Source organism: Curvibacter gracilis ATCC BAA-807 (genome assembly GCF_000518645.1).
Lineage (GTDB): Bacteria > Pseudomonadota > Gammaproteobacteria > Burkholderiales > Burkholderiaceae_C > Curvibacter > Curvibacter gracilis.
In genome coordinates this window covers 182,212-207,717 of the sequence record NZ_JADZ01000006.1, presented here as the reverse complement: position 1 = coordinate 207,717, position 25,506 = coordinate 182,212, and the positions used below count along the sequence as shown (strand labels likewise).

The 25,506-nt window shown below is 67.0% G+C and carries 16 protein-coding genes; 5 read left to right on the top strand and 11 right to left on the bottom strand.

Features of this window, described 5'->3' with window-relative positions; all coding sequences use genetic code 11:
- Positions 1 to 9: 9 nt before the first annotated feature.
- From glgX to malQ, 3 genes are read right to left on the bottom strand one after another with little or no spacing between them, the layout of a single operon-like run.
- Entirely contained in the window at positions 10 to 2,133 is a 2,124-nt protein-coding gene (gene glgX, locus L880_RS0105600) for a glycogen debranching protein GlgX (RefSeq protein WP_027474839.1), read from the bottom strand.
- Positions 2,130 to 4,337, bottom strand: a complete 2,208-nt coding sequence (gene glgB, locus L880_RS0105595; RefSeq protein WP_027474838.1) for a 1,4-alpha-glucan branching protein GlgB — start codon at positions 4,335 to 4,337, stop codon at positions 2,130 to 2,132. Before glgB ends, glgX begins: the two co-directional genes overlap by 4 nt.
- Before the next feature lie 50 nt (positions 4,338 to 4,387).
- Positions 4,388 to 5,896 carry a 4-alpha-glucanotransferase gene (gene malQ / locus L880_RS0105590; protein WP_027474837.1) on the bottom strand — a complete coding sequence of 503 codons (1,509 nt, stop codon included), beginning with the start codon at positions 5,894 to 5,896 and terminating at the stop codon, positions 4,388 to 4,390.
- Between the two features lie 296 nt (positions 5,897 to 6,192).
- Here malQ and yghU point away from each other — a divergent pair, with 296 nt between their 5' ends.
- Both yghU and L880_RS0105580 read left to right on the top strand, forming a co-directional pair.
- Positions 6,193 to 7,074, top strand: a complete 882-nt coding sequence (gene yghU, locus L880_RS0105585; RefSeq protein ID WP_027474836.1) for a glutathione-dependent disulfide-bond oxidoreductase — start codon at positions 6,193 to 6,195, stop codon at positions 7,072 to 7,074.
- Positions 7,075 to 7,083: 9 nt separating this feature from the next.
- Positions 7,084 to 7,719: a glutathione S-transferase family protein gene (locus L880_RS0105580; protein ID WP_027474835.1), complete on the top strand. Its 636-nt coding sequence runs from the start codon at positions 7,084 to 7,086 to the stop codon at positions 7,717 to 7,719.
- Positions 7,720 to 7,721: 2 nt separating this feature from the next.
- Here L880_RS0105580 and tmpT read toward each other — a convergent pair whose 3' ends face one another.
- Entirely contained in the window at positions 7,722 to 8,381 is a 660-nt protein-coding gene (tmpT, locus tag L880_RS0105575) for a thiopurine S-methyltransferase (RefSeq protein WP_027474834.1), read from the bottom strand.
- Between the two features lie 174 nt (positions 8,382 to 8,555).
- Positions 8,556 to 10,178: an inorganic phosphate transporter gene (locus tag L880_RS0105570; protein ID WP_027474833.1), complete on the bottom strand. Its 1,623-nt coding sequence runs from the start codon at positions 10,176 to 10,178 to the stop codon at positions 8,556 to 8,558.
- A 287-nt stretch (positions 10,179 to 10,465) separates the two neighbouring features.
- Here L880_RS0105570 and L880_RS0105565 point away from each other — a divergent pair, with 287 nt between their 5' ends.
- Together L880_RS0105565 and L880_RS34240 are read left to right on the top strand one after the other, a co-directional pair.
- A complete protein-coding gene (locus tag L880_RS0105565) occupies positions 10,466 to 11,824 on the top strand; it encodes an MFS transporter (protein WP_027474832.1) in 1,359 nt (452 codons plus the stop codon).
- A 230-nt stretch (positions 11,825 to 12,054) separates the two neighbouring features.
- Positions 12,055 to 14,727: a bifunctional diguanylate cyclase/phosphodiesterase gene (locus L880_RS34240; protein WP_051443089.1), complete on the top strand. Its 2,673-nt coding sequence runs from the start codon at positions 12,055 to 12,057 to the stop codon at positions 14,725 to 14,727.
- A gap of 58 nt (positions 14,728 to 14,785) precedes the next feature.
- Here the strand turns inward: L880_RS34240 and egtD are convergent, their stop codons facing one another.
- The 3 genes from egtD to L880_RS0105540 form a co-directional block, all read right to left on the bottom strand.
- Positions 14,786 to 15,748 carry an L-histidine N(alpha)-methyltransferase gene (egtD, locus tag L880_RS0105550; RefSeq protein WP_051443088.1) on the bottom strand — a complete coding sequence of 321 codons (963 nt, stop codon included), beginning with the start codon at positions 15,746 to 15,748 and terminating at the stop codon, positions 14,786 to 14,788.
- On the bottom strand, positions 15,745 to 17,034 hold the full coding sequence (gene egtB, locus L880_RS0105545; RefSeq protein ID WP_425389168.1) for an ergothioneine biosynthesis protein EgtB: 1,290 nt from the start codon (positions 17,032 to 17,034) through the stop codon (positions 15,745 to 15,747). The genes egtD and egtB overlap by 4 nt, the downstream gene beginning before the upstream one ends.
- Positions 17,035 to 17,198: 164 nt before the next feature.
- Positions 17,199 to 18,794, bottom strand: coding sequence for a histidine-type phosphatase (locus tag L880_RS0105540; RefSeq protein WP_027474829.1), 1,596 nt, complete (start codon positions 18,792 to 18,794; stop codon positions 17,199 to 17,201).
- A gap of 298 nt (positions 18,795 to 19,092) precedes the next feature.
- On the opposite strand from L880_RS0105540, the gene L880_RS0105535 reads away from it, so the two are divergent.
- Positions 19,093 to 19,725, top strand: a complete 633-nt coding sequence (locus L880_RS0105535) for a LysE family translocator (RefSeq protein WP_027474828.1) — start codon at positions 19,093 to 19,095, stop codon at positions 19,723 to 19,725.
- A gap of 127 nt (positions 19,726 to 19,852) precedes the next feature.
- On the opposite strand, the gene gyrB is transcribed toward L880_RS0105535, so the two are convergent.
- The 3 genes from gyrB to dnaA all read right to left on the bottom strand — a co-directional run bounded on the left by gyrB (position 19,853) and on the right by dnaA (position 25,312).
- Positions 19,853 to 22,408, bottom strand: coding sequence for a DNA topoisomerase (ATP-hydrolyzing) subunit B (gene gyrB / locus L880_RS0105530; RefSeq protein ID WP_425387278.1), 2,556 nt, complete (start codon positions 22,406 to 22,408; stop codon positions 19,853 to 19,855).
- Positions 22,409 to 22,589: 181 nt separating this feature from the next.
- Positions 22,590 to 23,696, bottom strand: coding sequence for a DNA polymerase III subunit beta (gene dnaN, locus L880_RS0105525; protein WP_019573776.1), 1,107 nt, complete (start codon positions 23,694 to 23,696; stop codon positions 22,590 to 22,592).
- Positions 23,697 to 23,890: 194 nt separating this feature from the next.
- Entirely contained in the window at positions 23,891 to 25,312 is a 1,422-nt protein-coding gene (dnaA, locus tag L880_RS0105520) for a chromosomal replication initiator protein DnaA (protein WP_051443087.1), read from the bottom strand.
- Positions 25,313 to 25,506: the final 194 nt, after the last annotated feature.

Sequence of the window (25,506 nt, the reverse complement as noted above, 5' to 3'; positions counted from 1 at the left end):
ACGCGGGCATCAAGATGGGTCGGCCAGCAGCAGCGCGAGGCTGCCCGCGGCCAGCGGGTACGGGCTTGGCGCCGGGGTGCCGGCGGCGTCGAGGCGGTCGGTCTCAGTATCGAGCGCGAGCCGCCAGGGTGCGGCGCCGGGCAGGCAGAAATCCAGGGCCTGCGGCCCGGGGTTGAGCAGCATCAAGGCCGCTGTGGCGTGCGCCGCACGGTCGCGTGGCGGCTGCAGCAGCAGCATCAGGCCCGCGCTGCCGGGCTGGGCCCAGTCGGCATCGCCCAGGGGCTGGCCCGCGGGGCTGAACCACAGCGCCTGCGGGCCGGGGCCTTGCGCATCGTGGCGCCACCAGCCGGTCGCTTGCAGCAGACCCAGCTCACGGCGCAAGGCCAGCAGCTGCTGCACAAAGCCGCACAGGCCGGTGTCGGCCTGCTGCCAGTCGAGCCAGGAAATGGGGTTGTCCTGGCAGTAGGCGTTGTTGTTGCCCTGCTGGCTGTGGCCCAGCTCGTCACCGGCCAGCAGCATGGGCGTGCCCAGCGCGCCGCACAGCGCGGCCAGCAGGCTGCGGCGCTGCAGGGCACGGCGGTGCAGCACCTCGGGCTGGTCGGTGTCGCCTTCGATGCCGTTGTTCAGGCTCAGGTTGTGGCTGTGGCCGTCGCGGTTGTCTTCGCCATTGGCTCCGTTGTGCTTGTGCTGGTAGCTGACCAGGTCGCGCAGCGTGAAGCCGTCGTGCGCGGTGATGAAGTTGACGCTGCTGTGCGCCGGGCGCCGGCCCAATTCGGCACTGGAGCCGGCCAGCCGGTGCGCCAGCGCGCCGCGCGTGCCGGTGTGCAGCAGCCACTGGGCGCGCATCTCGTCGCGGAAGCGGTCGTTCCATTCCAGCCAGCCGCTGGGGAAGGCGCCCAGTTGGTAGCCGCCGGGGCCGATGTCCCAGGGCTCGGCAATCATCAGGCGCGGGCGCAGCAGCGGGTCCTGGGCGATGGCGGCCAGCAGGGGCGCCTGCGGGTTGAAGCGGCCTTGCTGGCGGATGGGCTCGCGCGCCAGCACCGGCGCCAGGTCGAAGCGGAAGCCGTCCACCCCGAACTCGCCCACCCAGCGGCGCAGGCTGTCCATCACCAGGCGCAGGGCCAGGGGCTGGTTCAGGTCCAGGCAGTTGCCGCAGCCGGTCCAGTTGACGTAGCGGGCCGGGTTGTCGGGCTCCAGTTGGTAGTAGTGCCGGTTGGCGATGCCGCGCAACGAGAGCGTGGGGCCCAGCTCATCGGTCTCGGCGCTGTGGTTGTAGACCACGTCCAGCACCACCTCGAGGCCCGCGGCGTGCAGGGCTTCGACCATGGCACGGAACTCAGTGCGCGGGCTGCTGCCGGGGCTGCCGCTCCAGTAGCGGGTCTCGGGCGCGCTCCAGCCCACCGTGCTGTAGCCCCAGTGGTTGCTCAGGCCCAGGGCCTGCAGGCGCGCCTCGTCGGCCCGGAAGGCCACCGGCATCAGGCTCACGGTGGTGATGCCCAGGGCCTGCAGGTGGGCGATGCTGGCCGGGTGGGCCAGGCCAGCATAGCTGCCGCGCAGGGCGGGCGGCAGGGCCGGGTTGAGGGCGCTGAAGCCCTTCACGTGCAGCTCGTAGATCACGCGCCGGGCCGGGTCGATCCGGGGCCGGGGCTGTTGCAGCGGGGGCAGGTCGGCCACCACGCGGGCCTTGAGGGCGCTGGCGCCGTTGTCCAGCGGGCAAGGCCTACCGGTGGGTAGGCCGTCCACGCGCTCGTCACCCTGGTGCAGCGCGCTGCCGTCGTAGCGGCCCAGCACCTCGCGCGCCCAGGGGTCGAGCAGCAGCTTGGCCGGGTTGAAGCGCAGCCCCTGCTCGGGCGCCCATGGGCCGTGCACGCGCCAGCCATAGACCAGGCCGATGGCTTCATCGTCGCGGCAGGGCAGCAGGCCATGCCACACGCCCCCGGTGGCATCGCGGGTGTCGGCGCTCAGGGCCAGGCGGGCCGTCTCGTGCCGGCCCTCGGGGTCGTACAGGCACAGCTCGACGGCCGTGGCCTCGGGTGCGGCCAGCGCGAAGTGCACCCCGCCGGGCACCCGGCTGGCGCCCAGCTCGGCCGGTGCGGCGTGGGGAGCGACGGGTGAGAGTTGGGCGAAGTTCATGCGCTCGGCGCTAGCACGATGCAGGCCAGCGGGGGCAGGTTCAGGGTGATGGACTGGGCCCGGTGGTGCATGGGCACGGCCTCGACCGGGCCCGGGTCCACCGGGTGGTCGCTGCCGCCGTACAGGCCCTGGTCGGTGTTGATCAGCACGCGCCAGGCGCCTGCCTGAGGCATGCCCATGCGGTAAGCCAGGCGCGGCACCGGCGTGAAGTTGCACACCACCACCAGCGGGGCGCCGCTGCGCGAGCGGCGCACGAAGGCGATCACCGACTGGCTGGCGTCTTCGTGCGAGAGCCATTCGAAGCCGGCCGGGTCGTGGTCCAGCTCGTGCAGCTCGGGGTGGGCGCGGTAGCTCAGGTTGAGGTCGCGCACCAGGCGTTGCATGCCGGCGTGGCCGGGCTGCTCCAGCAGGCTCCAGTCCAGGCTTTGCTCGTGCTGCCACTCATGGCCCTGGGCGAATTCGCAGCCCATGAACAGCAGCTTCTTGCCTGGGTGGGTCCACATGTAGCCATAGCAAGCGCGCAGGTTGGCCAGTTGCTGCCAGCGGTCGCCCGGCATCTTGGCCAGCAGCGAGCCCTTGCCGTGCACCACCTCGTCGTGCGACAGCGGCAGCACGAAGTTCTCGTCAAAGGCGTAGACCATGCTGAAGGTGATCTGGCCCTGGTGATGGCGGCGGTGCACCGGGTTGTGCTGCAGGTAGTGCAGGGTGTCGTGCATCCAGCCCATGTTCCACTTGTAGTGAAAGCCCAGGCCGCCGCCTTGCAGGTCGGCGCTGGGCGGGCGGCTCACGCCGGGGAAGGCGGTGGACTCTTCGGCCAGGGTGATGGCACCGGGGCGCTGCACGCCCACGGTGTGGTTCATCCAGCGCAAAAATTCGATGGCTTCAAGGTTCTCCCGCCCGCCGTGGCGGTTGGGCAGCCACTGGCCGGCGGGGCGGCTGTAGTCGCGGTACAGCATGGAGGCCACGGCATCCACCCGCAGCCCGTCGATGCCGAAGCGTTCCAGCCAGTACAGCGCATTGCCCACCAGGAAGTTGCGCACCTCCAGGCGGCCGAAGTTGTAGATCAGGGTGTTCCAGTCCTGGTGAAAGCCTTCGCGCGGGTCGGCGTATTCGTACAGGTGGGTGCCGTCAAAGCGGGCTAGGCCATGCGCATCCGACGGAAAGTGCGCCGGCACCCAATCGAGGATCACGCCCAGGCCGGCGGCGTGGGCCGCGTCAACGAAGTACTGGAAGTCTTCGGGGCTGCCAAAGCGCGAGGTGGGGGCAAACAGGCCGATGGGCTGGTAACCCCAGGAGCCATCGAAGGGGTGCTCGCTGACGGGCAGCAGCTCCAGGTGGGTGAAGCCCAGGTCGCGGGCATAGGGCACCAGGGTGTCGGCCAGTTCGCGGTAGCTGAGCCAGCGCCAGCCGTCCTTCTTGCGCCACGAGCCCAGGTGCACCTCATAGATGCTGATGGGCTGGTCGAACTGGTTGGCCCGGGCCCGCTCAGGGGCCATGGGCCGGTGCGCCGGCAGGCCCTGCACCACGCTGGCCGTGGCGGGGCGCAGCTCGGCGCGCAGGGCAAAGGGGTCGGCCTTTTGCAGGCGGCTGCCATCGGCGCCCAGCACCTCGAACTTGTACAGCGCGCCAGCGGCCACGCCGGGCAGGAAGATCTCCCACAGGCCGGCCTCGCGGCGCAGGCGCATGGGGTGGCGGCGGCCATCCCAGTGGTTGAAGTCGCCTACCACCGAGACATGGCGCGCGTTCGGCGCCCACACGGCAAAGCGGGTGCCCGCCACGCCGTCCACGGTGATCGGGTGGGCGCCCAGGCATTCCCAGGGGCGCAGGTGGCGGCCCTCGGCCAGCAGCCACAGGTCCAGCTCGCCCAGCAGCAGGCCGAAGCGGTAGGGGTCGTCCAGCATCTGTTCGATCGCGGGCTCGCCGGCCGGGCCGGGCCAGCGCACCTGCAGCCGGTAATCGCTGGGCGGGGTGTCGGGGCCCAGGTCGATGGCCCAAACCCCGCTGTCGCCGCTGTCGCCCAGGCATTGCAGCGGAGCGAGGGCCTGGGCCTGGCCCCCGGGCTGGGCCAGCAGGGTGACCGCGCTGGCCCCCGGCAGCAGGGCGTGCAGCCACCAGTCGGGCCCGCGCTGGCGCAGGCCCAGCACGCTGAAGGCGTCGGGGTGGCGCGCCTCCATCAGTTGCGCCAGTTCTTCTTGGTTCAGCATGTCGGCTTGTCTCGTTGGGGGGCAGAAAAAAGGGCTGGAAGCGGCTGGGCTCAGGCGGGCGGCAGGCGTTCGTAGAGCTGGGTCAGCCGGCGCAGCAGGGCGGCGTGTTCGGGCTGCACATCGCTCCAACGAAAGCGCCAGGCCCAGTTGCCCTGCGGCGTGCCGGGCTGGTTCATGCGGTGGCTGCCGTCCAGGCGCAGCACATCCTGCAGCGGGCAGATGGCCAGGCCGGCCACGCTGGCCCAGGCCGCACGGATGAAGCTCCAGCCCACGTCGCTGCCGTCGCAGGCCAGGTAGTCGCGCACATGTTGGCGAATGGGCTCGGGGGCGCTGGCCCACCAGCCCAGCGAGGTGTCGTTGTCGTGGGTGCCGGGGTAGGCCACGGTGTCGGGCTCGAAGCGGTGCGGCTGGTGGTGCGCCTCTTGCTGGTCTTCGCCCCAGGCAAACTGCAGCACGCGCATGCCGGGCAGGCCCAGTTGGCGGCGCAGGGCTGTCACCTCGGGGGTGATCACGCCCAGGTCTTCCGCAATCACCGGCAGCGGGCCCAGGGCACTGCCCATGGCCTCGAACAGGGCGGCACCAGGCCCGGGCACCCAGCGCCCATGGATGGCGGTGGGCTCGCTGGCGGGGATCTCCCAGTAGCTCTCGAAGCCCCGGAAATGGTCGATGCGCACCTGGTCGACCAGGCTCAGGGTCAGGCGCATGCGGGCCGTCCACCAGGCGTAGCCCTCGGCGGCGTGGGCCCCCCAGCGGTACAGCGGGTTGCCCCAGCGCTGGCCTTCGGCACTGAAGCCATCGGGCGGCACGCCGGCCACCACGTCGGGGCGGCCATCGGGGCGCAGTTCGAACAGGTCGGGCCGGGCCCAGACCTCGGCGCTGTGCTGGGCAATGAAGATGGGCACATCGCCCAGCAGCTTCACGCCCCGCTGGTGGGCGTAGTCGCGCAGGGCCTGCCACTGGCGAAAGAAGGTCCACTGGCAAAAGGCCCAGAAGGCGATGCGCGGGGCCAGTTCGGCCCGCGCCTGGGCCAGGGCGGCGCCTTCGCGCCGGGCCAGCGGGGTGGGCCATTCCATCCAGTCGCGCCCGGGCTGGCGCTCGGACAGCGCCATGAACAAGGTGTAGTTGCCCAGCCAGGGGGCGTGCTGGGTGCAGAAGCCGGCCAGCGCGGCGTGTTCAGCCGCCGTGCCCTGGGCCAGAAAACCGGCGTGGGCCTGCGCCAGGGCATCCATGCGCCAGGGGGCCACGGCCTCGTAGTCCACCCAGCGGCCATCGCCCGCCGGGGGCTGGGCCAGGGCCTCGGGTGGCAGCCAGCCGCGTTGCTGCAGTTCGGCCAGGTCGATCAGCAGCACATTGCCGGCAAAGGCCGAGGGGCTCATGTAGGGGGAGTGCCCCAGGCCCACGCCATTGAGCGGCAAAAACTGCCACCAGCCCTGCCCGGCCGCCTGCAGCCAGTCGATGAAATGGCGGGCATCGGGGCCCAGGTCGCCGCTGCCGTGCGGGCCGGGCAGCGAGGTCAGGTGCAGCAGGACGCCGCTGGAGCGTGGTGTGGGCTGGGTCATCGAGGCGGGAGCGTGTGGGGATGGGTGGCCAAGTTCTGCGGCAGGGGGCGTTCGATGCCTGGGTGATTTTGTGGCAGTAAATTGTTGCCTGCCGGTGACTTGATGGTCGGGTCGGTGAGTTGGGTGTCCATGGGTTCCGTCGGGGCTTAGCGATCTTCGTGCCAAAACGGAAACCCTGGCACGGTCGCCCAGGCGATTCCGTGATCTGCAACAAATCTGGCATCGCCGTAAACTGCCGCCAACCCATTCTGGCGCACCCGCGGGCGGTGCGCACCCCTTTCTCTGGAGCGACAGGCATGACGGATTCTTCCGCTTACACCCCCCCGGCCATCTGGACCTGGAACACCGCCAACGGCGGGCGCTTTGCCAACATCAACCGCCCCATTGCCGGGCCCACCCACGAAAAGGCCTTGCCGGTGGGGCGCCACCCGCTTCAGCTGTACTCGCAGGGCACGCCCAACGGCCAGAAGGTGACGGTGCTGCTCGAAGAGCTGCTGGCCCTGGGCCATGCGGGGGCCGAGTACGACGCCTGGCTGATCCCCATCCAGGAGGGCGCGCAGTTCGGCAGCGGCTTTGTCGAGGTGAACCCCAACAGCAAGATCCCGGCCCTGATGGACCACAGCGGGCCTGAGCCGATCCGGGTGTTCGAGTCGGGCGCCATCCTGATGCACCTGGCCGAGAAGTTCGGCGCCTTCCTGCCCCCGGTCAGCGAGCCCGCGCGGCGCGCCGAATGCCTGTCGTGGTTGTTCTGGCAGATGGGCAGCGCGCCGTTTCTGGGGGGCGGCTTCGGCCATTTCTATGCCTATGCGCCGATCAAGATCGAGTATGCGATCGACCGCTATGCCATGGAGGTGAAGCGCCAGCTCGACGTGCTGAACCGCCACCTGGCCACGCACACCTACCTGATCGGCGACGACTACACCATCGCCGACATGGCGATCTGGCCCTGGTACGGGGCCCTGGTCAAGGGCCAGACCTATGGCGCCGGCGAGTTTTTGCAGGTGCACGAGTACACCCACGTGATCCGCTGGGCCGACCTGATTGCCCAGCGCCCGGCCGTGAAGCGCGGCCGCATCGTCAACCGCACGGTGGGCCAGCCCGAGGCGCAACTGCGCGAGCGCCACGACGCCAGCGACTTCGACACCCGCACCGAAGACAAGCTCAACCCCCCGACCTGAGGCCGCCCCATGACCGTCACCCTGTACGACTGCGCCACCGCCCCCAGCCCGCGCCGGGCCCGCATCCTGCTGGCTGAAAAAGGCGTGGTCCACGACACGGTGCCCATCGACCTGCGCCAGGGCGAGCACTTCAGCGAGCCCTTCCGGCGCATCAACCCGCAATGCACCGTGCCGGCCCTGGTGACCGAGGAAGGCCCGGTGCTGACCGACAACGCCGCCATCGCCGCCTACCTGGAGGCCCGCTACCCCGAGCCGCCCCTGCAGGGCATCACCGCGCTTGAAAAGGCCGAGGTGGCGCACTGGCACTGGCGTGCCGAGTTCGAGGGCCTGCTGGCCATTGCCGAGGCGCTGCGCAACAGCTCACCCGCCATGGCCAACCGGGCCCTGCCCGGCCCGGTCAACTACCCACAGATCCCCGCCCTGGCCGAGCGTGGCATCGCCCGGCTGCAACAGTTTCTGGCCGACCTGAACCAGCGCCTGGACGGCCGCGAGTTCATCGCCACCGAGCGCTTCAGCCTGGCCGACATCACCGCCGTGGTGGCGGTGGACTTTGCCCGCGTCATCAAGCAAAAGCCTGGCGAGCAGCACCCGCACCTGCTGCGCTGGCGCGCCGCCATGGGGCAGCGGGCGTCGATGGGCTTGTAACTTCAGCGCCGGCCCAGCCGCCACGCCACATCGGCCGCCGGCACCCGGCCCTTGAGGCCGCCGGGCACCTCGGTGCGTTGCAGCAGCTCCAGGTTCAGGGTGGCGCCATAGAGCTGGCGCAGTTCGGCCTCGTGCACGGCAAAGGGCGGGCCGGCCAGCAGGCTTTGCTCGTACTCGAAGCAGATCAGCAGTTGGGGTGCCTGGGCGGACAGGGCCAGCAGCTGCGCCGCATAGTCGCGCCGCATGGCCTCGGGCAGGGCCACCAGGGCAGCGCGGTCGTACACCGCGTCCACCGGGCCTACCGTGCCCATGGCCTCGGGCGTGAGGGCAAAGAAATCACCCACGAAGACATCCAGCCCTGCCGCGCTGTACAGCCGCAACGCCCCTTGGGGGCGGATGGCAGGGGTCAGGCCGAGTTCTGCAAACAGCTCGATCACCGCCTGCTCGCTCAGCTCGGCCCCCACCACCCGGTGGCCCTGGGCCAGCAGCCAATGGATGTCCAGCGTCTTGCCGCACAAGGGCACCAGCACCCGGCTGCCTTCTGCCAGCCCGAACTCAAGCCGCAGGCGCGGCCAGTGCGCGGCCAGCAGCGGGTGCACCGCGCTCTGGTGGAAACCGATCTCTTTTTGGGCCCATTTCTGGTGCCAGAACGATGCGTGCATGGGGTGGGGCGTGGCGGCTGAAAGGCGTGAAGGCCTGATTGTGCCGTGGGGTTGGCGAGGCGCCACAGAGGCCACGTCAAGAGGCTGTGCACACAGAGGCCCCCGCTGGGATCACAGGGGCCGGGGTCCAGGCCCGAGGATCGGGCCTGGCCTTGTTTCTGTTGTCAGCGCGGCTCAGAACACGTGCGTGAACACCCAGTACAGCGAGCCCGACAGCAGCATGGCGGCCGGCAGGGTGAGCACCCAGGCCATGGCCAGGTTGCGCAGGGTGGCCATCTGCAGGCCCGAGCGGCTGGCGGCCATGGTGCCGGCCACGCCGGAAGAGAGCACATGGGTGGTGGAGACGGGCAGGCCGTACATGTCGGCCGCGCCGATGGTGAGCATGGCCACCACTTCGGCCGAGGCGCCCTGGGCGTAGGTGAGGTGGGTCTTGCCGATCTTCTCGCCCACGGTGACCACGATGCGCTTCCAGCCCACCATGGTGCCCAGGCCCAGTGCGATGGCCACGGCCACCTTCACCCACAGCGGGATGAACTTGGTGGCCTGGTCGATTTCCTTCTTGAACACGCCCACGCTGGCGCGGGTGTCGTCGTCAAAACGGGCGCCGGGGTCTTTTTCGACAAAGCGCAGGGCTTCAGACAGCAGGTACATGTCGTTGCGCACATTGGAGACCTGCTCCATCGGCACCTTGGCCAGCGAGCCGTGCGACTTGACCTGCTCACCCACCGAGGCCGTCAGCGCGCCTATGGCGGGCAGGGTGTCGGCGGCGAGGGCCTTGGTGCGCACATAGGTGGACAGAGCTTCGCGGGCCTTGTCGACCGGCATGGCCGGCTGGCCCTTGAGCAGCGACTCTTGCGTGACATGGGCCACGGCCACGAACTGGGTCACGTTGTCGATGGGCATGGCGCGGTTCAGAGCGTAGGCCATGGGCACGGTGCCCACCAGGATCAGCATGATCAGGCCCATGCCTTTTTGGCCGTCGTTGGAGCCGTGGGCAAACGACACGCCGGTGCAGGTCAGCACCAGCAGGGCACGGATCCAGAACGGGGGCGGCTTGTGGCCCTTGGGTTCTTCGTACAGGGCGCGGTTCTTGACGAAGGCGCGCAGGGCCAGCAGCAGCAGGGCGGCGCAGCCAAAGCCCACCAGGGGCGACAGCAGCAGCGAGTAGCCCACCTTGGTGGCCTGGGCCCAGTCCACGCCGCTGGTGCCGTCGCGGCCATGCATGAGGGCGTTGGCCACGCCCACGCCGATGATCGAGCCGATCAGGGTGTGCGAGGACGAGGCCGGCAGGCCCAGCCACCAGGTGCCCAGGTTCCACAGGATGGCGGCGATCAGCAGCGCAAAGACCATGGTGAAGCCGGCGCTGGAGCCCACCTGCAGGATCAGCTCGACCGGCAGCAGCGAGATGATGCCGAAGGCCACCGCGCCGCTGGAGGTCAGCACGCCCAGAAAGTTGAACAGGCCCGACCAGACCACCGCAAAGTTGGGCGGCAGCGAGTGGGTGTAGATGACAGTGGCCACCGCGTTGGCGGTGTCGTGAAAGCCGTTCACGAACTCAAAGCCCAGCGCGATCAGCAAGGCCACGCCCAGCAGCAGGTAGGGCAGCAGGGTGGGCGCCATGGCGCCGGCCTCGTTCACGTCGGCGAACAGGCTGTAGGCGGTGAAGAACAGGCCTGCGGCCATCAGGCCGACAAACACGATCAGGGTGACGGGGCCCGGTTTGCTGTTCAGGTGGGGCTTGGATGGCCCAGCGTGGGGCGGCCCGGCAGGGTGGGCCGTGGCGGTGGCAGTGTTCATGGCAGGCGACTCCGGCAAATAAACCGGCAGTGTGGGTTGGCTTGGTGACCAGCTTGTGACGGGGTGTTTCAGCGGGCGACCCTTCTGCCGAGGATGGCGCCCTTGTTGGCCTGGCTTGACCTGCCAGCGCGGTAACGCAGGCTTACCCATTCAAGACGGGTGAGCCCGGCTGTGCGGGCGTAAGCTTTGGGTCGGGCTGCCTTGGCTGCCTGCAGTCCCTCCTCCTGATTCGCACCCGGCGCCCGCCCAGCGGCGGCCCGGGTGAAGCCCTTTTTGAACGCCCCACGATGACAGACGGTTTGCCCCACCCCCAACGAATGCTGGCTTTTGCGGCCATTGCGCTGGCCATGTGCATCTCGGTGCTGGATGGGGCCATCGTCAACGTGGCCCTGCCCGCCATCGGTGCCGATCTGCAGGTGTCGGCGGCGCAGTCGATCTGGGTGGTGAACGCCTACCAGCTGGCCATCACGGTGTCGCTGCTGCCCCTGGCCACGCTGGGCGACATCCTGGGCTACAAGCGGGTGTACATGGCCGGGCTGGCGGTGTTCACCCTGGCCTCGCTGGCCTGTGCCCAGGCGCAGAGCCTGGATGTTCTGACCGCGGCCCGCGTGCTGCAGGGGCTGGGGGCCGCGGGCATCATGAGCGTGAACATCGCCCTGGTGCGTTTCATCTTTCCGCGCGATCAGCTGGGCGTGGGGGTGGGCTACACCTCGCTGGTGGTGGCGGCCTCGTCGGTGGCGGGGCCGGGCATTGCCTCGGCCATCCTGGCGCTGGCGCACTGGCAGTGGCTGTTTTTGGTGAACCTGCCGCTGGGCCTGTTGGCCTTGGCGGTGGCAGCGCGCACCTTGCCGCTCACGCCGGCGTCGGGGCACCGGTTTGACGTGTTGAGTGCGGTGTTGAACGCGCTGACCTTCGGGCTGGTGATCTCGGGGCTGGATGCTTTCAGCCGGCCCGGCGGTGCTGCCCAGGGCGCCGCCATGCTGGCGGCCGGGCTGGCCGTGGGCGTGGTGTTTGTGGCGCGCGAGCGCCGGCTGGCTGTGCCCATGCTGCCGGTCGATCTGCTGCGCATGCCGGTGTTCGCCCTGTCACTGGTGACCTCGATCTGCTCGTTTTCGGCCCAGGCCATGGCCATGGTGGCCCTGCCCTTCTACTTTGAGCAGACGCTGGGCCGCTCGCCCGTGCAGACCGGTTTGCTGATGACCCCCTGGCCCTTGATGACCGCCCTGGTGGCGCCGGTGGCCGGCAGGCTGTCGGACCGTTTGCGCCCCGAGAAGATCAGCAGTGTGGGGCTGGTGCTGTTTGCGGCCGGCCTGGGCTCGCTGGCGCTGTTGAGCGAGGCGGCCTCGGCGCTGGACATCGCCTGGCGCATGGGCCTGTGCGGGCTGGGCTTTGGCCTGTTCCAGTCGCCCAACAACCGGGTGATCGTGAGCAGTGCCCCGCGCGAGCGCAGCGGCGGGGCGGCCGGCCTGCAATCGATGGGGCGCCTTTTGGGGCAGTCGGCTGGGGCCGTGGGGGTGGCCTTGGCCTTCGGCCTGTTGCCGCAGCAGCACCCGACCACGCTGATCTGTGCCGCCGCCGCCTTGCTGAGCCTGTTGGCGGCCGGGGCCAGCGGGCTGCGCGATCCGCGTGCCGCCCTGAAGGCTTGATGGCGATCGGCCCCTGCAACAAGCCCCGACTTTGAGGGGCGTCAAGGAATGCGTCATGGGGGGCCTGCTGCGCGGCTTGGCCTCCTACAATCTGCGGCGCGCGGCTTGGCGCCCGGGCTGCCCCGGCGCGATGCCGCCGCAAGACAGCCTGGTCTGAGAACGCCCGAATCCGGCCGCCCACGCCCGGTGATCGACCCCCGCAACGCAACAAGCGCAAGGCGAACCCCAAGGTGAAACGCAACGGGAACCTGCATGTCTGGCTGCTCGCAGCCCTGGTGTTCTGCGCCACGCTGGTGGTGGGGGGCCTGCTGCGCGGCCAGGTCGAGAAGAACCACCTGCTCGAGTCCAGATCCGTGGCCAAGAACCTGGCCCACGCCTCGGCCCATGCCATCGAAGAGCGCCTGGGGCGTTCGCTGTCGGCCACCTATGCCCTGGCGGCGGTGGTGGCCCAGGGCAACGGCCGGGTGGATGATTTCGACGCCCTGTGCCGGCAGCTGATCCTGACCTTCGGCGGCATCAGCAACCTGCAACTGGCCCCGGGGGGCGTGGTGGCTGCCATCTCGCCGTTGGCGGGCAACGAGAAGGCCATGGGCCACAACCTGCTGGAGGACAACGCCCGCAACAAGGAGGCGCGCCTGGCCTTGGCCACGCACAAGCTGACACTGGCCGGCCCATTTGAGCTGGTGCAAGGTGGCCTGGCCGTGGTGGGGCGCCTGCCGGTGTACCTGCCGGGCAAGGCCGGTGCCCCGAGTTTCTGGGGCTTCACCACGGCGCTGGTGCTGATCCCTGATCTGCTGCAGAGCAGCCAGTTGAACCGCCTGGGTGAGCAGGGTTACCGCTACCAGCTGTGGCGCATCCACCCCGACACCCGGCAGCGCCAGATCATTGCCGGCCTGCCCGGGCCGGCGCTGGAGGCCCCGGTGGACACCACACTGGAGGTGCCCATTGGCAGCTGGACGCTGTCGGTGGAGCCGGTGCAGGGCTGGAGCAGCCCGGCAGACAGCGCCTGGAGCCTGCTGGCCTGCGTCTCGATGGCCGCCTTGCTGGCCCTTCTGACCCACACCCTGCTGATGCAGCCGGTGCGGCTGCGCCGCCAGGTGGCCCTGCGCACGCAAGAGCTGGAGCAGGCGAATGCGCAGTTGGCCGGCGAGATCGAAGAGCGGCGCAAGGCCGAGGAGAGTCAGCGCCTGGCGGCCAATGTGTTCACCTTTGCGCGTGAGGCGATCTCGATCACCGATGCCCAAGGCACCATCATCGACGTCAACGCGGCCTTCTCGCGCATCACGGGCTATGAGCGCGCCGAGGTGCTGGGCAAGAATCCGCGCATGCTGCAATCGGGGCGCCAGAGCCGGGCCTATTACCAGGCCATGTGGCGCAGTCTGACCGACAGCGGCTACTGGGCCGGCGAGATCTGGAACCGGCGCAAGAACGGCGAGGTGTTTGCCGAGTTGCTGACCATCAGCGCCGTCAAGAACGCCGAGGGCGTGACGCAGAACTACGTGGCCCTGTTCACCGACATCACACCGATGAAGGAGCAGCAAAAGCAGCTGGAGCACATCGCCCATTACGACGCCCTGACCGACCTGCCCAACCGCACCCTGCTGGCCGACCGGCTGCAGCAGGCCATGGCCCAGACCCAGCGCCGCGGCCAGTCGCTGGCTGTGGCCTACCTGGACCTGGATGGCTTCAAGACCGTGAACGACACCCACGGTCATGCGGTGGGGGACGAACTGCTGGTGGCCCTGGCGGCCCGCCTGATGGCCACCCTGCGCGAGGGCGATACCTTGTCGCGCATCGGCGGCGACGAGTTTGTGGCGATCCTGGTGGATCTGGAATCCGTCTCGGCCCATGAGACGGTGCTGCTGCGCCTGCTGGAGGCGGCCTCCACCCCCGTGAAGATCAAGGGCCTGAGCCTGCAGGTGTCGGTCAGCATCGGTCTGACCCTGTACCCGCAGGACAACGTGAGCGCCGACCAGTTGATGCGCCATGCCGACCAGGCCATGTACATCGCCAAGCAAGGCGGCAAGAACCGCTACCACCTGTTCGATGTGATCCAGGACTCGGCCGTCAAGACGCACCGCGAGCAACTGGCGCAGATCCGCGCCGCCCTGCACAAGGGCGAATTCGTGCTGTATTACCAGCCCAAGGTGGACCTGCAACTGGGCCGCCTGGTGGGGGTGGAGGCCTTGATCCGCTGGCAATCCCCCCAGGCCGGGCTGCAGTTGCCGGGCGCGTTTCTGCCTGCGATCGAGAACGACATCACGGCCATCGACCTGGGGGAGTGGGTGATCGCCCAGGCGCTGCACCAGCTCAGCGAATGGCATGCGGCCGGCCTGCAGATCAGCGTGAGCGTGAACATCGGGGCACGCCAGCTGCAGCAGGCCAATTTCAAGCACCGGCTGGCGCGGCTGATGCACCTGCACCTGAAGGTGGACCCGACCTACGTCGAGCTGGAGATCCTGGAGACCAGCGCGCTGGAGGACATCGAGCAGGCCTCGCAGGCCATCCGCGACTGCCGTGCGCTGGGCGTGCGCTTTGCGCTGGACGACTTCGGCACCGGCTACTCCTCGCTCACCTACCTCAAGCACCTGCCGGTGGAGGTGCTGAAGATCGACAGCAGCTTTGTCAGCGACATGCTGGACGACCCCGACGACCTGAGCATCGTGCGCGGCGTGGTCAGCCTGGCCGAAGCCTTCGGCCGCGAGGTGATCGCCGAGGGCGTCGAATCGGTGGCCCACGGCCAGGCCCTGCGCCAACTGGGCTGCCGCATGGCCCAGGGCTTCGGCATCGCCCGGCCCATGCCGGCGGCTGAGTTGTTGGCCTGGCAGCTGCGTTGGGATGCGGACCCCGGCTGGAGGGCGCTGCGGCAGGAGTGGCCCGTCAGCCAGGCCGCCCCGCTTTGACGCCTCACGCAGGCGGGCGCTGTCGGCGCGCCTACCCGCCTGGCCAGGGGCCCCTCTTTCAGGGCGCGATCAGCCAATGCAGGCTGAAGAGCTCTTCAGGGTCGGTCCAGACCGTGCCCGCCTGCCAGCCCGCTTGGGCTGCCAGATGGCGCAGGCCGTCGATGGTGAATTTGTACGAATTCTCGGTGTGCAGGGTCTGGCCTTGCTCAAAGGTGTAGCGCTGCTGCTGCAGCTCGATGGTTTGTGGGCGGCGGCTCACCAGGTGCATCTCGATGCGTTGCAGGGGGGCGTTGTAGAAGGCGCTGTGGTCGAATTGGTCCGGCTCGAAATTGCTGCCCAGCTCCTGGTTGGCCCGTTGCAGCAGGTTCTTGTTGAAGGCGGCCGTGATGCCCTGGCGGTCGTTGTAGGCCGCATGCAGGCGATCGGGGTGCTTGATCAGGTCGACCCCGATCAACAAGGCCCCGCCCCGCAGCAACCGGGCCGCGTGGCGCAAGAACTGCAGGGCTTCGTCAGGTGTGAAGTTGCCCAGTGTCGAGCCCGGGAAAAAGCCCACGCGCCGGCGCGAGCCTGCGTCGGGCAGGCTCAGCGCGGCGGTGTAGTCGGCCACCACCGGGCAGATCTCGATGCCTGGGTACCGGCGGGCCAGCCTGGCCGTGGACAGGGCGAGGTGCTCGCCGGAGATGTCGATGGGGCAATAGCGCAGGTCTGGGCCCAGGTGGTCCAGCAAGGCCTGCACCTTGACGCAGGAGCCGGCCCCAAACTCGATCAGTTCGACCGATGTGCCGATGTGCGCGGCCATGTCGCGCCCGCAGGCCTGCAGGATCTGATGTTCCGTTCGGGTGGGGTAGTACTCGGGCAGCTCGCAGATGGCGTCGAACAGCGCCGAACCGGCGGTGTCGTAAAAGTACTTGGGCGAGATCTGCCGGGGCGTGCCCCGCAGTGCGGCGTGCAGATCGGCGGCGAAGGCCCCGGCCTCGGATGAAGGCAAGGGGGCCGGTGGGGCAGGCGTGAGCACCCTCATGCTGCCGGCCCCTCTGAAGCGCCTGGCAGGTCGCGCGCCAGCCTGAGGCCGCTGAATTGCCAGCGTGCCGCAGGCGGAAAGAAGTTGCGATAGGTGTGGCGGGCATGGCCTGCCGGGGTGGCCAGGCTGCTTCCGCGCAGCACCAGTTGGCCCACCATGAATTTGCCGTTGTACTCGCCCACCGCACCACCCAGGGGCTTGAAGCCGGGGTAGGGATGGTAGGCCGAGCGCGTCCACTGCCAGACCTGGCCGTGCAGATCGTGGCAGGCGGCCGATGCGCTGGCCGCCTCCCATTCGAATTCAGTGGGCAGCCGGGCCCCGGCCCACTCGGCATAGGCCGCGGCCTCATAAAAGCTCAGCTGGCTGACGGGGGCGTGCAAGTCCAGCGCCTGCACACCGTGCAAACCGAACACCTGCCAGTGGGCGGCCTGGGCCCGGGCATCGCCGGGTGCCAGCCAATATGGCGGCTGCTGCCAGCCCTGGGCCTGCACGGTGGCCCAGCCATCCGACAGCCACAGGCCCGGGCGCCGGTAGCCGCCATCCTCGATGAAGGCCAGAAAATCCCCGCAACTCACCAGGCGGGTTGCGATCTCAAAGCCCTGCAGCCACACGCGGTGGCGCGGGCTTTCATTGTCGAAATGAAAACCACCGCCCTCGGCCCCGAGGGTGACCAGGCCCTCTTCCAGGCGATGCCAGGCCGGCCCGCTTGCGGCCACCTGGCCAGGGCTGGGTGGCACCCCTTGAAGCCAGGGCGGCAGCAGGGGGTTGCACGAGAAGGCGTGCAAGAGGTCGGTCCGCATCAGCTCCTGGTGTTGCTGCTCGTGGTGCAGCCCCAGCTCGATCAGGGGCCAGGCCCGTGCCCAGGTGCTCGCGTCACACGCTTGCATGAAGGCCACCATGGCCTGGTCAACGTGTCGGCGGTAGGCCAGCACCTCGGCCAGGGTCGGCCGGGTCAGCAAGCCGCGCTGCGGCCGGGGGTGGCGCGGCCCCAGCGCCTCGTAGTAGCTGTTGAACAGGTGCAGATAGCGCTCGTCAAAGGCTTTGGCGCCGGGCTGGTGGGGCAGCAGCACCACGGCTTCAAAAAACCAGCTCACGTGCGCAAGATGCCATTTGACGGGGCTGGCATCCGGCATCGACTGGACGCACAGGTCTTCAGCACCCAGGCCTTCGCACAAGGCCAGGCTGTGCCGCCGCACGGCCTGGTAGCGTTCAATGGGCGCTTGTCGGTCGGACCCCATGGCGGCGACGCCGGGTCGGTCCACGGCGATGGGCGAGGTAGGCGGCATTCATGGGCTCCTGGTGGGCGTCACAGCCGGTGTCGTAGGACGCCGTCGGGCCGACCTTTGTCTCGCGTGAGTCGTGCCTGACCTGCAATTTATTACAGCACAGTGCCTTGGCGGTGACAAACGCCATGGGGTGTTGCCGGGGCCGGCTCCGCGGATCGGATGACTCAGTTGCTGACGTGGCCGTAACACGTCTTGAGTTTTGTGTAGTCGTAATAGTGGCTGCCTGCGGCATAGCGCGCACCATCACAAGCCGCTTTGAAGTCGGTTTCCTTCTCGTTGTAGAGCATCTTCACCAACACCGTGCCCGCGCTGTTGCGCACCACGTCCCACTGCATGTTGGCGGCCATGGGAGACACATACTCGCCGCGCCAGGGGTTGTTGTCGTAGGTGTACATCGTGGACAGCGCTTGCTGCTGGAGAACGTTCTTCAATCCCATTTTTGAGGCGAACGGGATCACGATCTCCGCGTGGGCAAAGCGCAGCTTGGCGACGTTGGTCAATTTGCCGCTGGCAATGGCATCGACTTCATTGAAGAAGTCGTCTTCGAGGATCTGGGCCATCTTCCAGGTCACGCTGCCTTTTTCGGTGATGCTCGGCCCCATTTTGTAGAAGTCGGAGGCATCCTGCAGGTAGGCAAAGTAGCGTGCCTGGTTCTCAGGCATGTAGGTCGTGAAGTCGACATTGGCCTCGGCCTTCATGGCGGGGGCGATCGCATACAGCTCATAGATGAGCGAGCCGCCACTGGCCAGGTCCGTGATACCGGTTTTGCCGTCGCCGCTCAGGGTGCTGGTGAACTTGCCGTCGTCGCTGCTGAAGGTCATGCTGCCGGTGTTGGCGAAGCTGTAAGTGCCCGCTGCGATCTTGTCGACGAAAGCCTTGGTGAACAAACGCTCCAACACCGCGCGACCCGCCGTCTGGGCTGCGCTGTCGGCCAGGATGGCGGCCTGCTTGGCGGCCAGATCGCTGTCGTTCAACCAGGTCTGGAAGGCTTGGCTGTCCTGGTAGGTGGTGTACAGCGGATTGGCTGTGTTGCTCACCTTGTCGGTCTTGGCCACCAGTTTGTGGAAGTACAGCAGAAACCGATTGGTGCCATCGGGCTGCGCAATCGGCGTGCCGCCTTCTGGGTAGGGGGATGGCGCAGGCGGGTAACTGACCAGGCTGCTCAACGCGGGCTTGGTGGCCAGCATCGACTTGACGAAGAAGGCGCCGCTGTCGACGGCACGATCCACCCCCGAGGTCACCACGACGATCTTGCGCGGGTTGCTGGAGGCGGCGCTGGCTGCGGACTCAAAGAGTGCCGATTGACGATTGATCAGACGCTGGGCCAGCTGGGTGTGCTCGGTGATGCCGAGTTGGGTCTCGTTGCCGTAGCCGGGCGTCGTGATGCCGCTCACGCCATAGCCCAGCAAGAAGTTGGCCTTCATGATCTTCAGCACATCCGGCCCCAACTGTGCGCCCAGGGCGGTCAGTGCGCCGTCATCCGAGGCCTTCTTCCACATGTTGTAGACCGCCAGGTCGTACTTCAGGCTGGACAGCCCCCGTGAGCCATGACGTGCGAGCAGGCCGGTGTAGACGGCGTTGAAGCCACTGGGGGGCGCCTCGTAGCTCGTGGCATCCTGCTGTGGCGCGTAAGGGGTTTTGGTCTGGTAATAGGTGCGCGGATTGGCGCCACCATCCGAGCCACCGCAAGCCGAAAGCAGGCAGCTCAGGCTCAACAAGAGGCCGGTCTGGAGAACGGCAAGGCGGGGTTTGGCCAGCATATCGAGGGGCTTTCTGAGAGTATCCATAGGGACTCGCAGGCTAAACAGCCAGGGTGACAGGGCTGTGAATGGCCTGCGCGGGCTCCATCGGAGCCTGCGCCGGGCCAGGCGCCTTGAAGCTGCCGTTGTGTGATGGCTTTGGTGGGGCCTCGAGAGCAGGTGACGCCGAGAGGTCGGTCTGGGAGCGCTGTATCGCGCCCATCTGAGTGGATCTGTATCTTTTCAGGTGCAGGGTCTGTTCCTATGCTGGGGCTTCACACCCCAGCTCAAGCGCTTTGCCCTGATACAGGATCTGCCCATGCCAGAAATTTCCAGTTTGTTTGCTTTCGGCCTCATCTCGCTGGGCATGGCGCTCACGCCTGGGCCGAACATGGTCTACATCATCTCGCGTTCCATCTGCCAGGGGCGAGGGGCCGGACTGATTTCCCTGGGCGGGGTCGCACTCGGCTTTGTGTTCTACATGGTGTTTGCCGCATTGGGGATCACGGCCTTGCTGATGGCGGTGCCTTTTGCCTATGACGCCTTGAGGATGGGCGGTGCTTTCTATCAGTTCTATCTCGCCTGGCAGGCTGTCAAACCAGGCGGGCGCTCGCCATTCGAAATACGCCAGTTGAACAAGGACAGCCCGCGCAAGCTGTTCGCCATGGGGTTCATCACCAACCTGCTCAACCCCAAGATCGCGATGATCTATTTGTCTCTGCTGCCGCAGTTCATCGAGCCCGAACATGGCAGCCCGCTGCTGCAATCCCTGGTGCTGGGCTTCACGCAGATCGTGGTGAGCCTCAGCGTCAATGCCATGGTGGCCCTGCTGGCCGGCTCCGCCGCGGTCGCTCTGGCGGCCCGTCCCACCTGGCAGCGGGTGCAGCGCTGGTTGATGGGCACCGTGCTGGCGGGATTGGCCACCCGCTTGGTGCTGGAGGGGCGGCGCTAGCCCTGCGCTTGAACCAGCATCGTCTCAAGTAAAAAAATGGCCCGGTGATTCCGGGCCATTTCATTTTTTGGAGTGCAAGCGCTTCATGGACTTGCCACGGGTTGCACCTGGCGTGTGATCAGACACCTCAAACGTCAATATTCCCCGCCCGCAGCGCATTGGTCTCGATGAAGTCGCGGCGCGGTTCCACCTCGTCGCCCATGAGCATGGTGAAGACGCGGTCGGCTTCGATGGCGTCGTCGATCTGCACGCGCAGCAGGCGGCGCACGTTGGGGTCCATGGTGGTTTCCCAGAGCTGCTCGGGGTTCATTTCGCCCAGGCCCTTGTAGCGCTGGCGGCTGGTGGTGCGTTCGGCTTCGGCGATGAGCCACTTCATGGCCTGGCGGAAGTCGGCAACTTTTTCTTCCTTCTGGCGTTCGCCTTCGCCGCGGGTGGCCTTGGCGCCTTCGGAGAGCAGGCCCTTGAAGGTTTCGGCGGCTTCGGCCAGTGCGGCGTAGTCGGCTCCGCGCACAAAATCTTGCGTGAGCACGCTGCTCTTGATGTTGCCGTGGTGGCGGCGGCTGATGCGCAGCACGGGCTTGTCGGTGCGGGCGTCGAATTCGCCGGCCACTTCGGCGGGCACGCCGGTGGTGGTCAGCTCGCGCAGCTTGGCCTGCAGGGCGACGGCGCTGGCTTCGGCATCGGCCACGCTGTCGAGGTTCAGGGCCACGCCGTCGGCGATGGCGCGCAGGGCCTCGGCGTCCATGAAGTTGCTCAGGCGGGCGATCACGCTTTCGGCGATCTGGTGTTTGCGGGCCAGTTCGGCCAGGGTGTCGCCGCTGAGGGTTTGCGGGGCGGCGCCGCCGGTGCTGATGCTGGCGTCCTTGAGGGCGATGCGCAGCAGGAAGCCGTCGAGTGCGGGGCCATCCTTGAGGTACAGCTCTTCCTTGCCGGCTTTGACTTTGTAGAGCGGCGGCTGGGCGATGTAGATGTGGCCGCGTTCGACCAGCTCAGGCATCTGGCGGTAGAAGAAGGTGAGCAGCAGGGTGCGGATGTGGGCGCCGTCAACGTCGGCGTCGGTCATGATGATGATGCGGTGGTAGCGCAGCTTGGCGACGTTGAAGTCGTCGCCGCCCGTGCTGCCACCGGCCTTGCCGATGCCGGTGCCCAGGGCGGTGATCAGGGTGAGGATTTCGTTGCTGGTGAGCAGCTTCTCGTAGCGGGCTTTTTCGACGTTCAGGATCTTGCCGCGCAGGGGCAGGATGGCCTGGAATTTGCGATCGCGGCCTTGCTTGGCCGAGCCGCCGGCGGAGTCACCCTCGACGATGTAGATTTCGCACATCGCGGGGTCTTTTTCCTGGCAGTCGGCCAGTTTGCCGGGCAGGCCCATGCCGTCGAGCACGCCTTTGCGGCGGGTCATTTCGCGGGCCTTGCGGGCGGCTTCACGGGCGCGGGCGGCTTCGATGATCTTGCCGCAGATGATCTTGGCGTCGTTGGGGCGCTCCTGCAGGTAGTCGGTGAGCAGCTTGCTGACGATGTCTTCGACCGGGGCGCGCACTTCGCTGGACACCAGCTTGTCCTTGGTCTGGCTGCTGAACTTGGGCTCGGGCACCTTGACGCTGAGCACGCAGCACAGGCCTTCGCGCATGTCGTCGCCGCTGACTTCAACCTTGGCCTTCTTGGCCAGCTCTTGCTCTTCGATGTACTTGTTGATGACGCGGGTCATCGCGGCGCGCAGGCCGGTGAGGTGGGTGCCGCCGTCACGCTGGGGGATGTTGTTGGTGAAGCACAGCACGCTTTCGTTGTAGCCGCTGTTCCACTGCATGGCCACTTCCACCCCGATGTGGGTGCCGGCAATGCCACCGTAGGTTTCGGCGGGGCGTTCGCCGTGGGCGTAGAAGATGTTGGGGTGCAGCACCTGCTTGCCCTTGTTGATGAATTCAACAAAGCCACGCACGCCGCCGGCGCCCGAGAAGTCGTCTTCCTTGCCGCTGCGCTCGTCCTTCAGGCGGATGCGCACGCCGTTGTTCAGGAAGCTCAGCTCGCGCAGGCGCTTGGACAGGATTTCGTAGTGGAAATCGTTGTTCTGCTGAAAGATCTCGGTGTCGGGCAGGAAGTGCACCTCGGTGCCGCGCTTTTCGGTGGCGCCGGTGACTTTCATGGGCGAGACCTCGAAGCCGTCGACGGTCTCGAGCAGGCGGTTCTGCACAAAGCCCTTGGCGAACTCGATCTCATGCACCTTGCCTTCGCGGCGCACGGTCAGGCGCAGCCACTTGGACAGCGCGTTCACGCAGCTCACGCCCACGCCGTGCAGGCCGCCCGACACCTTGTAGCTGTTCTGGTTGAACTTGCCGCCGGCGTGCAGCTCGGTCAGGGCGATTTCGGCGGCACTGCGCTTGGGCTCGTGCTTGTCGTCCATCTTCACGCCGGTGGGGATGCCGCGGCCGTTGTCGGTGACGCTGATGGAGTTGTCGCTGTGGATGGTGACGACGATGTCATCGCAGTGGCCGGCCAGGGCCTCGTCGATCGAGTTGTCGACCACTTCGAACACCAGGTGGTGCAGGCCGGTGCCGTCCGAGGTGTCGCCGATGTACATGCCGGGCCGCTTGCGCACGGCCTCCAGGCCTTCGAGGATCTGGATGGCGCCTTCGCCATAGCCCTCGGACGCCCCTGCCTGGTTGGTGTCGATCTTGGTCTGCGGCAGGTCGCTGAAGGCTTCGTTGGAGCTGGTTTCAGCGTCGGACAGCGGCTTGTTTGGTTCGGTCATGGTGCGTTTTTCTCAATCTCTTGATGGACCAAACCCGCGCAGAACACAGCTGGTTCAGCGCGGGTCGGGTTCAGGGTTGTGGCGTTGTGCGCAAGGCCTTGGTTCCGCTGGAGGGGCCTCAGATGCGCATCGGCATCACCACGTACTTGAAGCTGTCGTTTTCGGGGATGGTGACCAGGGCCGAACTGTTGGAGTCGGACAGCTCGATCTTCACCATGTCCTGGTCCATGTTGCCCAGGGCATCGATCAGGTAGGTGACGTTGAAACCGATCTCGATGGTGTCGCCGCCGTAGTCGATGTCGAGTTCGTCGACCGCCTCTTCCTGCTCGGCGTTGCTGGAGGCAATGCGCAGGGTGCCGGGCTCGAGGTTCAGGCGCACGCCCTTGAACTTGTCGCTGGTCAGGATGGCGGTGCGCTGCAGGCTGGCCAGCAAGGTGGTGCGGCCCAGGGTCAGGCTGTTGCGGTGGCCCTTGGGGATCACGCGGTTGTAATCGGGGAACTTGCCCTCGACCAGCTTGGTGACGAACTCCATGCCGTCAAAGCTGAACTTGGCCTGGTTGTTGGCAAACTGCATTTCGATGCCGCCTTCGGCATCCGACAGCAGGCGTTGCAGTTCGAGCACGGTCTTGCGCGGCAGGATCACCTCTTGTTTGGGCACTTCCACGTCCAGGGTGGCCGAGGCGAAGGCCAGGCGGTGGCCGTCGGTGGCGACCAGGCTGAGGGTCTTGCCCTCGGCCACGAACAGAATGCCGTTGAGGTAGTAGCGGATGTCGTGCACGGCCATGGCAAACGACACCTGGCCCAGCAGGCTCTTGAGCGTCTTTTGCGGCACGCTGAACACGGGGCCGAAGTTGGCGGCCTCCTGCACCAGCGGAAAGTCTTCGGCCGGCAGGGTCTGCAGGGTGAAGCGGCTCTTGCCACCCTTGAGGATCAGCTTGTTCTGGCTCGATTCCAGGCTCACGGTCTGGTCGCCCGGCATGGTGCGCAGGATGTCGATCAGCTTGCGAGCGCCCACCGTGGTGGTGAAGTTGCCGGCGTCGCCGTCAAGCTCGGCGGTGGTGCGGATCTGGATTTCCAGATCGCTGGTGGTCAGTTGCAGCGCGCTGCCGGTCTTGCGGATCAGCACGTTGGCGAGGATGGGCAGGGTGTGGCGGCGCTCGACAATGCCTGCAACCGATTGCAGAACCGACAGGACTTTGTCTTGTGTGGCCTTCAGGACGATCATGTCAACCTCTAGTTCAAATTCTTAGTAGCAGCTTCTAGCGACATTCCGGTGCCGGGGCGGCTCGGCACAGCGCCGACCCGAGGCCCTCCCTGGAAACACGCCATTTTCACCGTTTTTCGGGGCATTTTTGAGTCAAGGCACCGCTTGTTCGGGCTTCTTGGGGCCCGGTGTGGGCTGGTGCGCATTTCATCACATCAGCCCTTCAGGGTTTGCTCCAGCACGTGGAGCTGCTGGTTGAGCTCGGTCAGCTGCTGGCGCTCGCCGGAAATCTTGCGCACGGCGTGCAGCACGGTGGTGTGGTCGCGGCCGCCAAACAGCTCGCCGATCTCGGGCAGGCTCTTCTGGGTCAGCTCTTTGGCCAGGTACATGGCAATCTGGCGCGGGCGGGCAATGCTGGCCGGGCGCTTCTTGCTGTACATGTCGGCCACCTTGATCTTGTAGTAGTCGGCCACCGTCTTCTGGATGTTCTCGACACTGATCTGGCGGTTCTGGATCGACAGCAGGTCGCGCAGGGCCTCGCGGGCCAGCTGGATCGAGATCTCTTTCTGGTTGAAGCGCGAGTAAGCCAGGATCTTGCGCAGGGCGCCTTCGAGCTCGCGCACGTTCGAGCGCACGTTCTTGGCCACGAAAAACGCCACTTCCTCGGGCATTTCGGTGCCTTCGGCGCGGGATTTGTTGATCAGGATCGCCACCCGCATTTCGAGCTCGGGGGGCTCGATGGCCACGGTCAGGCCCGAGTCGAAGCGCGACACGAGGCGCTCGTGGATGTCCGCCAGGCCCTTGGGGTAAGTGTCGCTGGTCATCACGATGTGCGACTTTTTGGCCAGCAAGGCTTCGAAGGCGTTGAAGAACTCTTCTTGCGTGCGGTCCTTGTTGGCAAAGAATTGCACGTCATCGATCAGCAGCAGATCAAGCGAGTGATAACGCTCCTTGAACTCGTCAAAAGCCTTGCGCTGGTAGGCCTTAACCACATCCGACACGAATTGCTCCGCATGGATGTAGAGAACTTTCGAGTCAGGTTTGTCAGCCAGCAGGCGGTTGCCCACCGCATGCATCAAGTGGGTCTTGCCCAGGCCCACGCCGCCGTAGATGAACAAGGGGTTGTACAGGTGGCCGGGCGTGCCAGCCACATGCATGGCAGCGGCCCGCGCCATGCGGTTGGCCGTGCCCTCCACCAGGGTGTCGAAGGTCAGGGCGGCGTTGAGTCGGTTCTTGAAGGTGCTGGCGCCCGGGTCTTCGCTGGGGGCAGCAGGCTCAGGGGCTTGCTGCGGCTCGGACGCTATCGATGCCGAGGGGGCAGAGTAAGCTCTGGCCGCAGGTTCACGCTGAGTGAGCGCTAACTCGATGGGCACGGCCTGGCCGTACAAACGCTCCAGCATCTGGGCGATGCGGCTCGCGTACTGGGCTCGGATCCAGTCCAGCTTGAAGCGGTTGGCGACGTAGATGGTGATCTTGGACAGGTCGTCCGGGGCCTGGGCCACCAGGGGCTTGATCCAGGTGTTGAATTGCTGTTCAGGCAGTTCTTGGGCGAGTTGCTCGATACATGCCTGCCAGAGGCTGTGTCCTGCGTTCGGGGATGCGCTCTCGGTGGCGCTGTTCAGGTTTCCCTCGGTCATTCTTGGTCTGTTTTCTGTGGATAGTCAATTGCGGACAGCGGGCTGGATTCTAGTTTGTCAAATGGTTATCCACAACCTGAAGGGCTGAAGCCCCTGCCCCCGCATGAGGGCGGTGTCGCAACTGGCAAAGACCTTCAAAATGTGCTTGTACTTGTCGCAGTCATGAAATGTTGCGATAATCGCGGGTTTCCCCG

Bases quoted from the DNA above. Each gene is read 5' to 3' on its own strand.
- glgX (WP_027474839.1), bottom strand. From the start codon at position 2,133: ATGAACTTCGCCCAACTCTCACCCGTCGCTCCCCACGCCGCACCGGCC.
- glgB (WP_027474838.1), bottom strand. From the start codon at position 4,337: ATGCTGAACCAAGAAGAACTGGCGCAACTGATGGAGGCGCGCCACCCC.
- malQ (WP_027474837.1), bottom strand. From the start codon at position 5,896: ATGACCCAGCCCACACCACGCTCCAGCGGCGTCCTGCTGCACCTGACC.
- yghU (WP_027474836.1), top strand. From the start codon at position 6,193: ATGACGGATTCTTCCGCTTACACCCCCCCGGCCATCTGGACCTGGAAC.
- L880_RS0105580 (WP_027474835.1), top strand. From the start codon at position 7,084: ATGACCGTCACCCTGTACGACTGCGCCACCGCCCCCAGCCCGCGCCGG.
- tmpT (WP_027474834.1), bottom strand. From the start codon at position 8,381: ATGCACGCATCGTTCTGGCACCAGAAATGGGCCCAAAAAGAGATCGGT.
- L880_RS0105570 (WP_027474833.1), bottom strand. From the start codon at position 10,178: ATGAACACTGCCACCGCCACGGCCCACCCTGCCGGGCCGCCCCACGCT.
- L880_RS0105565 (WP_027474832.1), top strand. From the start codon at position 10,466: ATGACAGACGGTTTGCCCCACCCCCAACGAATGCTGGCTTTTGCGGCC.
- egtD (WP_051443088.1), bottom strand. From the start codon at position 15,748: ATGAGGGTGCTCACGCCTGCCCCACCGGCCCCCTTGCCTTCATCCGAG.
- egtB (WP_425389168.1), bottom strand. From the start codon at position 17,034: ATGCCGCCTACCTCGCCCATCGCCGTGGACCGACCCGGCGTCGCCGCC.
- L880_RS0105540 (WP_027474829.1), bottom strand. From the start codon at position 18,794: ATGCTGGCCAAACCCCGCCTTGCCGTTCTCCAGACCGGCCTCTTGTTG.
- L880_RS0105535 (WP_027474828.1), top strand. From the start codon at position 19,093: ATGCCAGAAATTTCCAGTTTGTTTGCTTTCGGCCTCATCTCGCTGGGC.
- dnaN (WP_019573776.1), bottom strand. From the start codon at position 23,696: ATGATCGTCCTGAAGGCCACACAAGACAAAGTCCTGTCGGTTCTGCAA.
- dnaA (WP_051443087.1), bottom strand. From the start codon at position 25,312: ATGACCGAGGGAAACCTGAACAGCGCCACCGAGAGCGCATCCCCGAAC.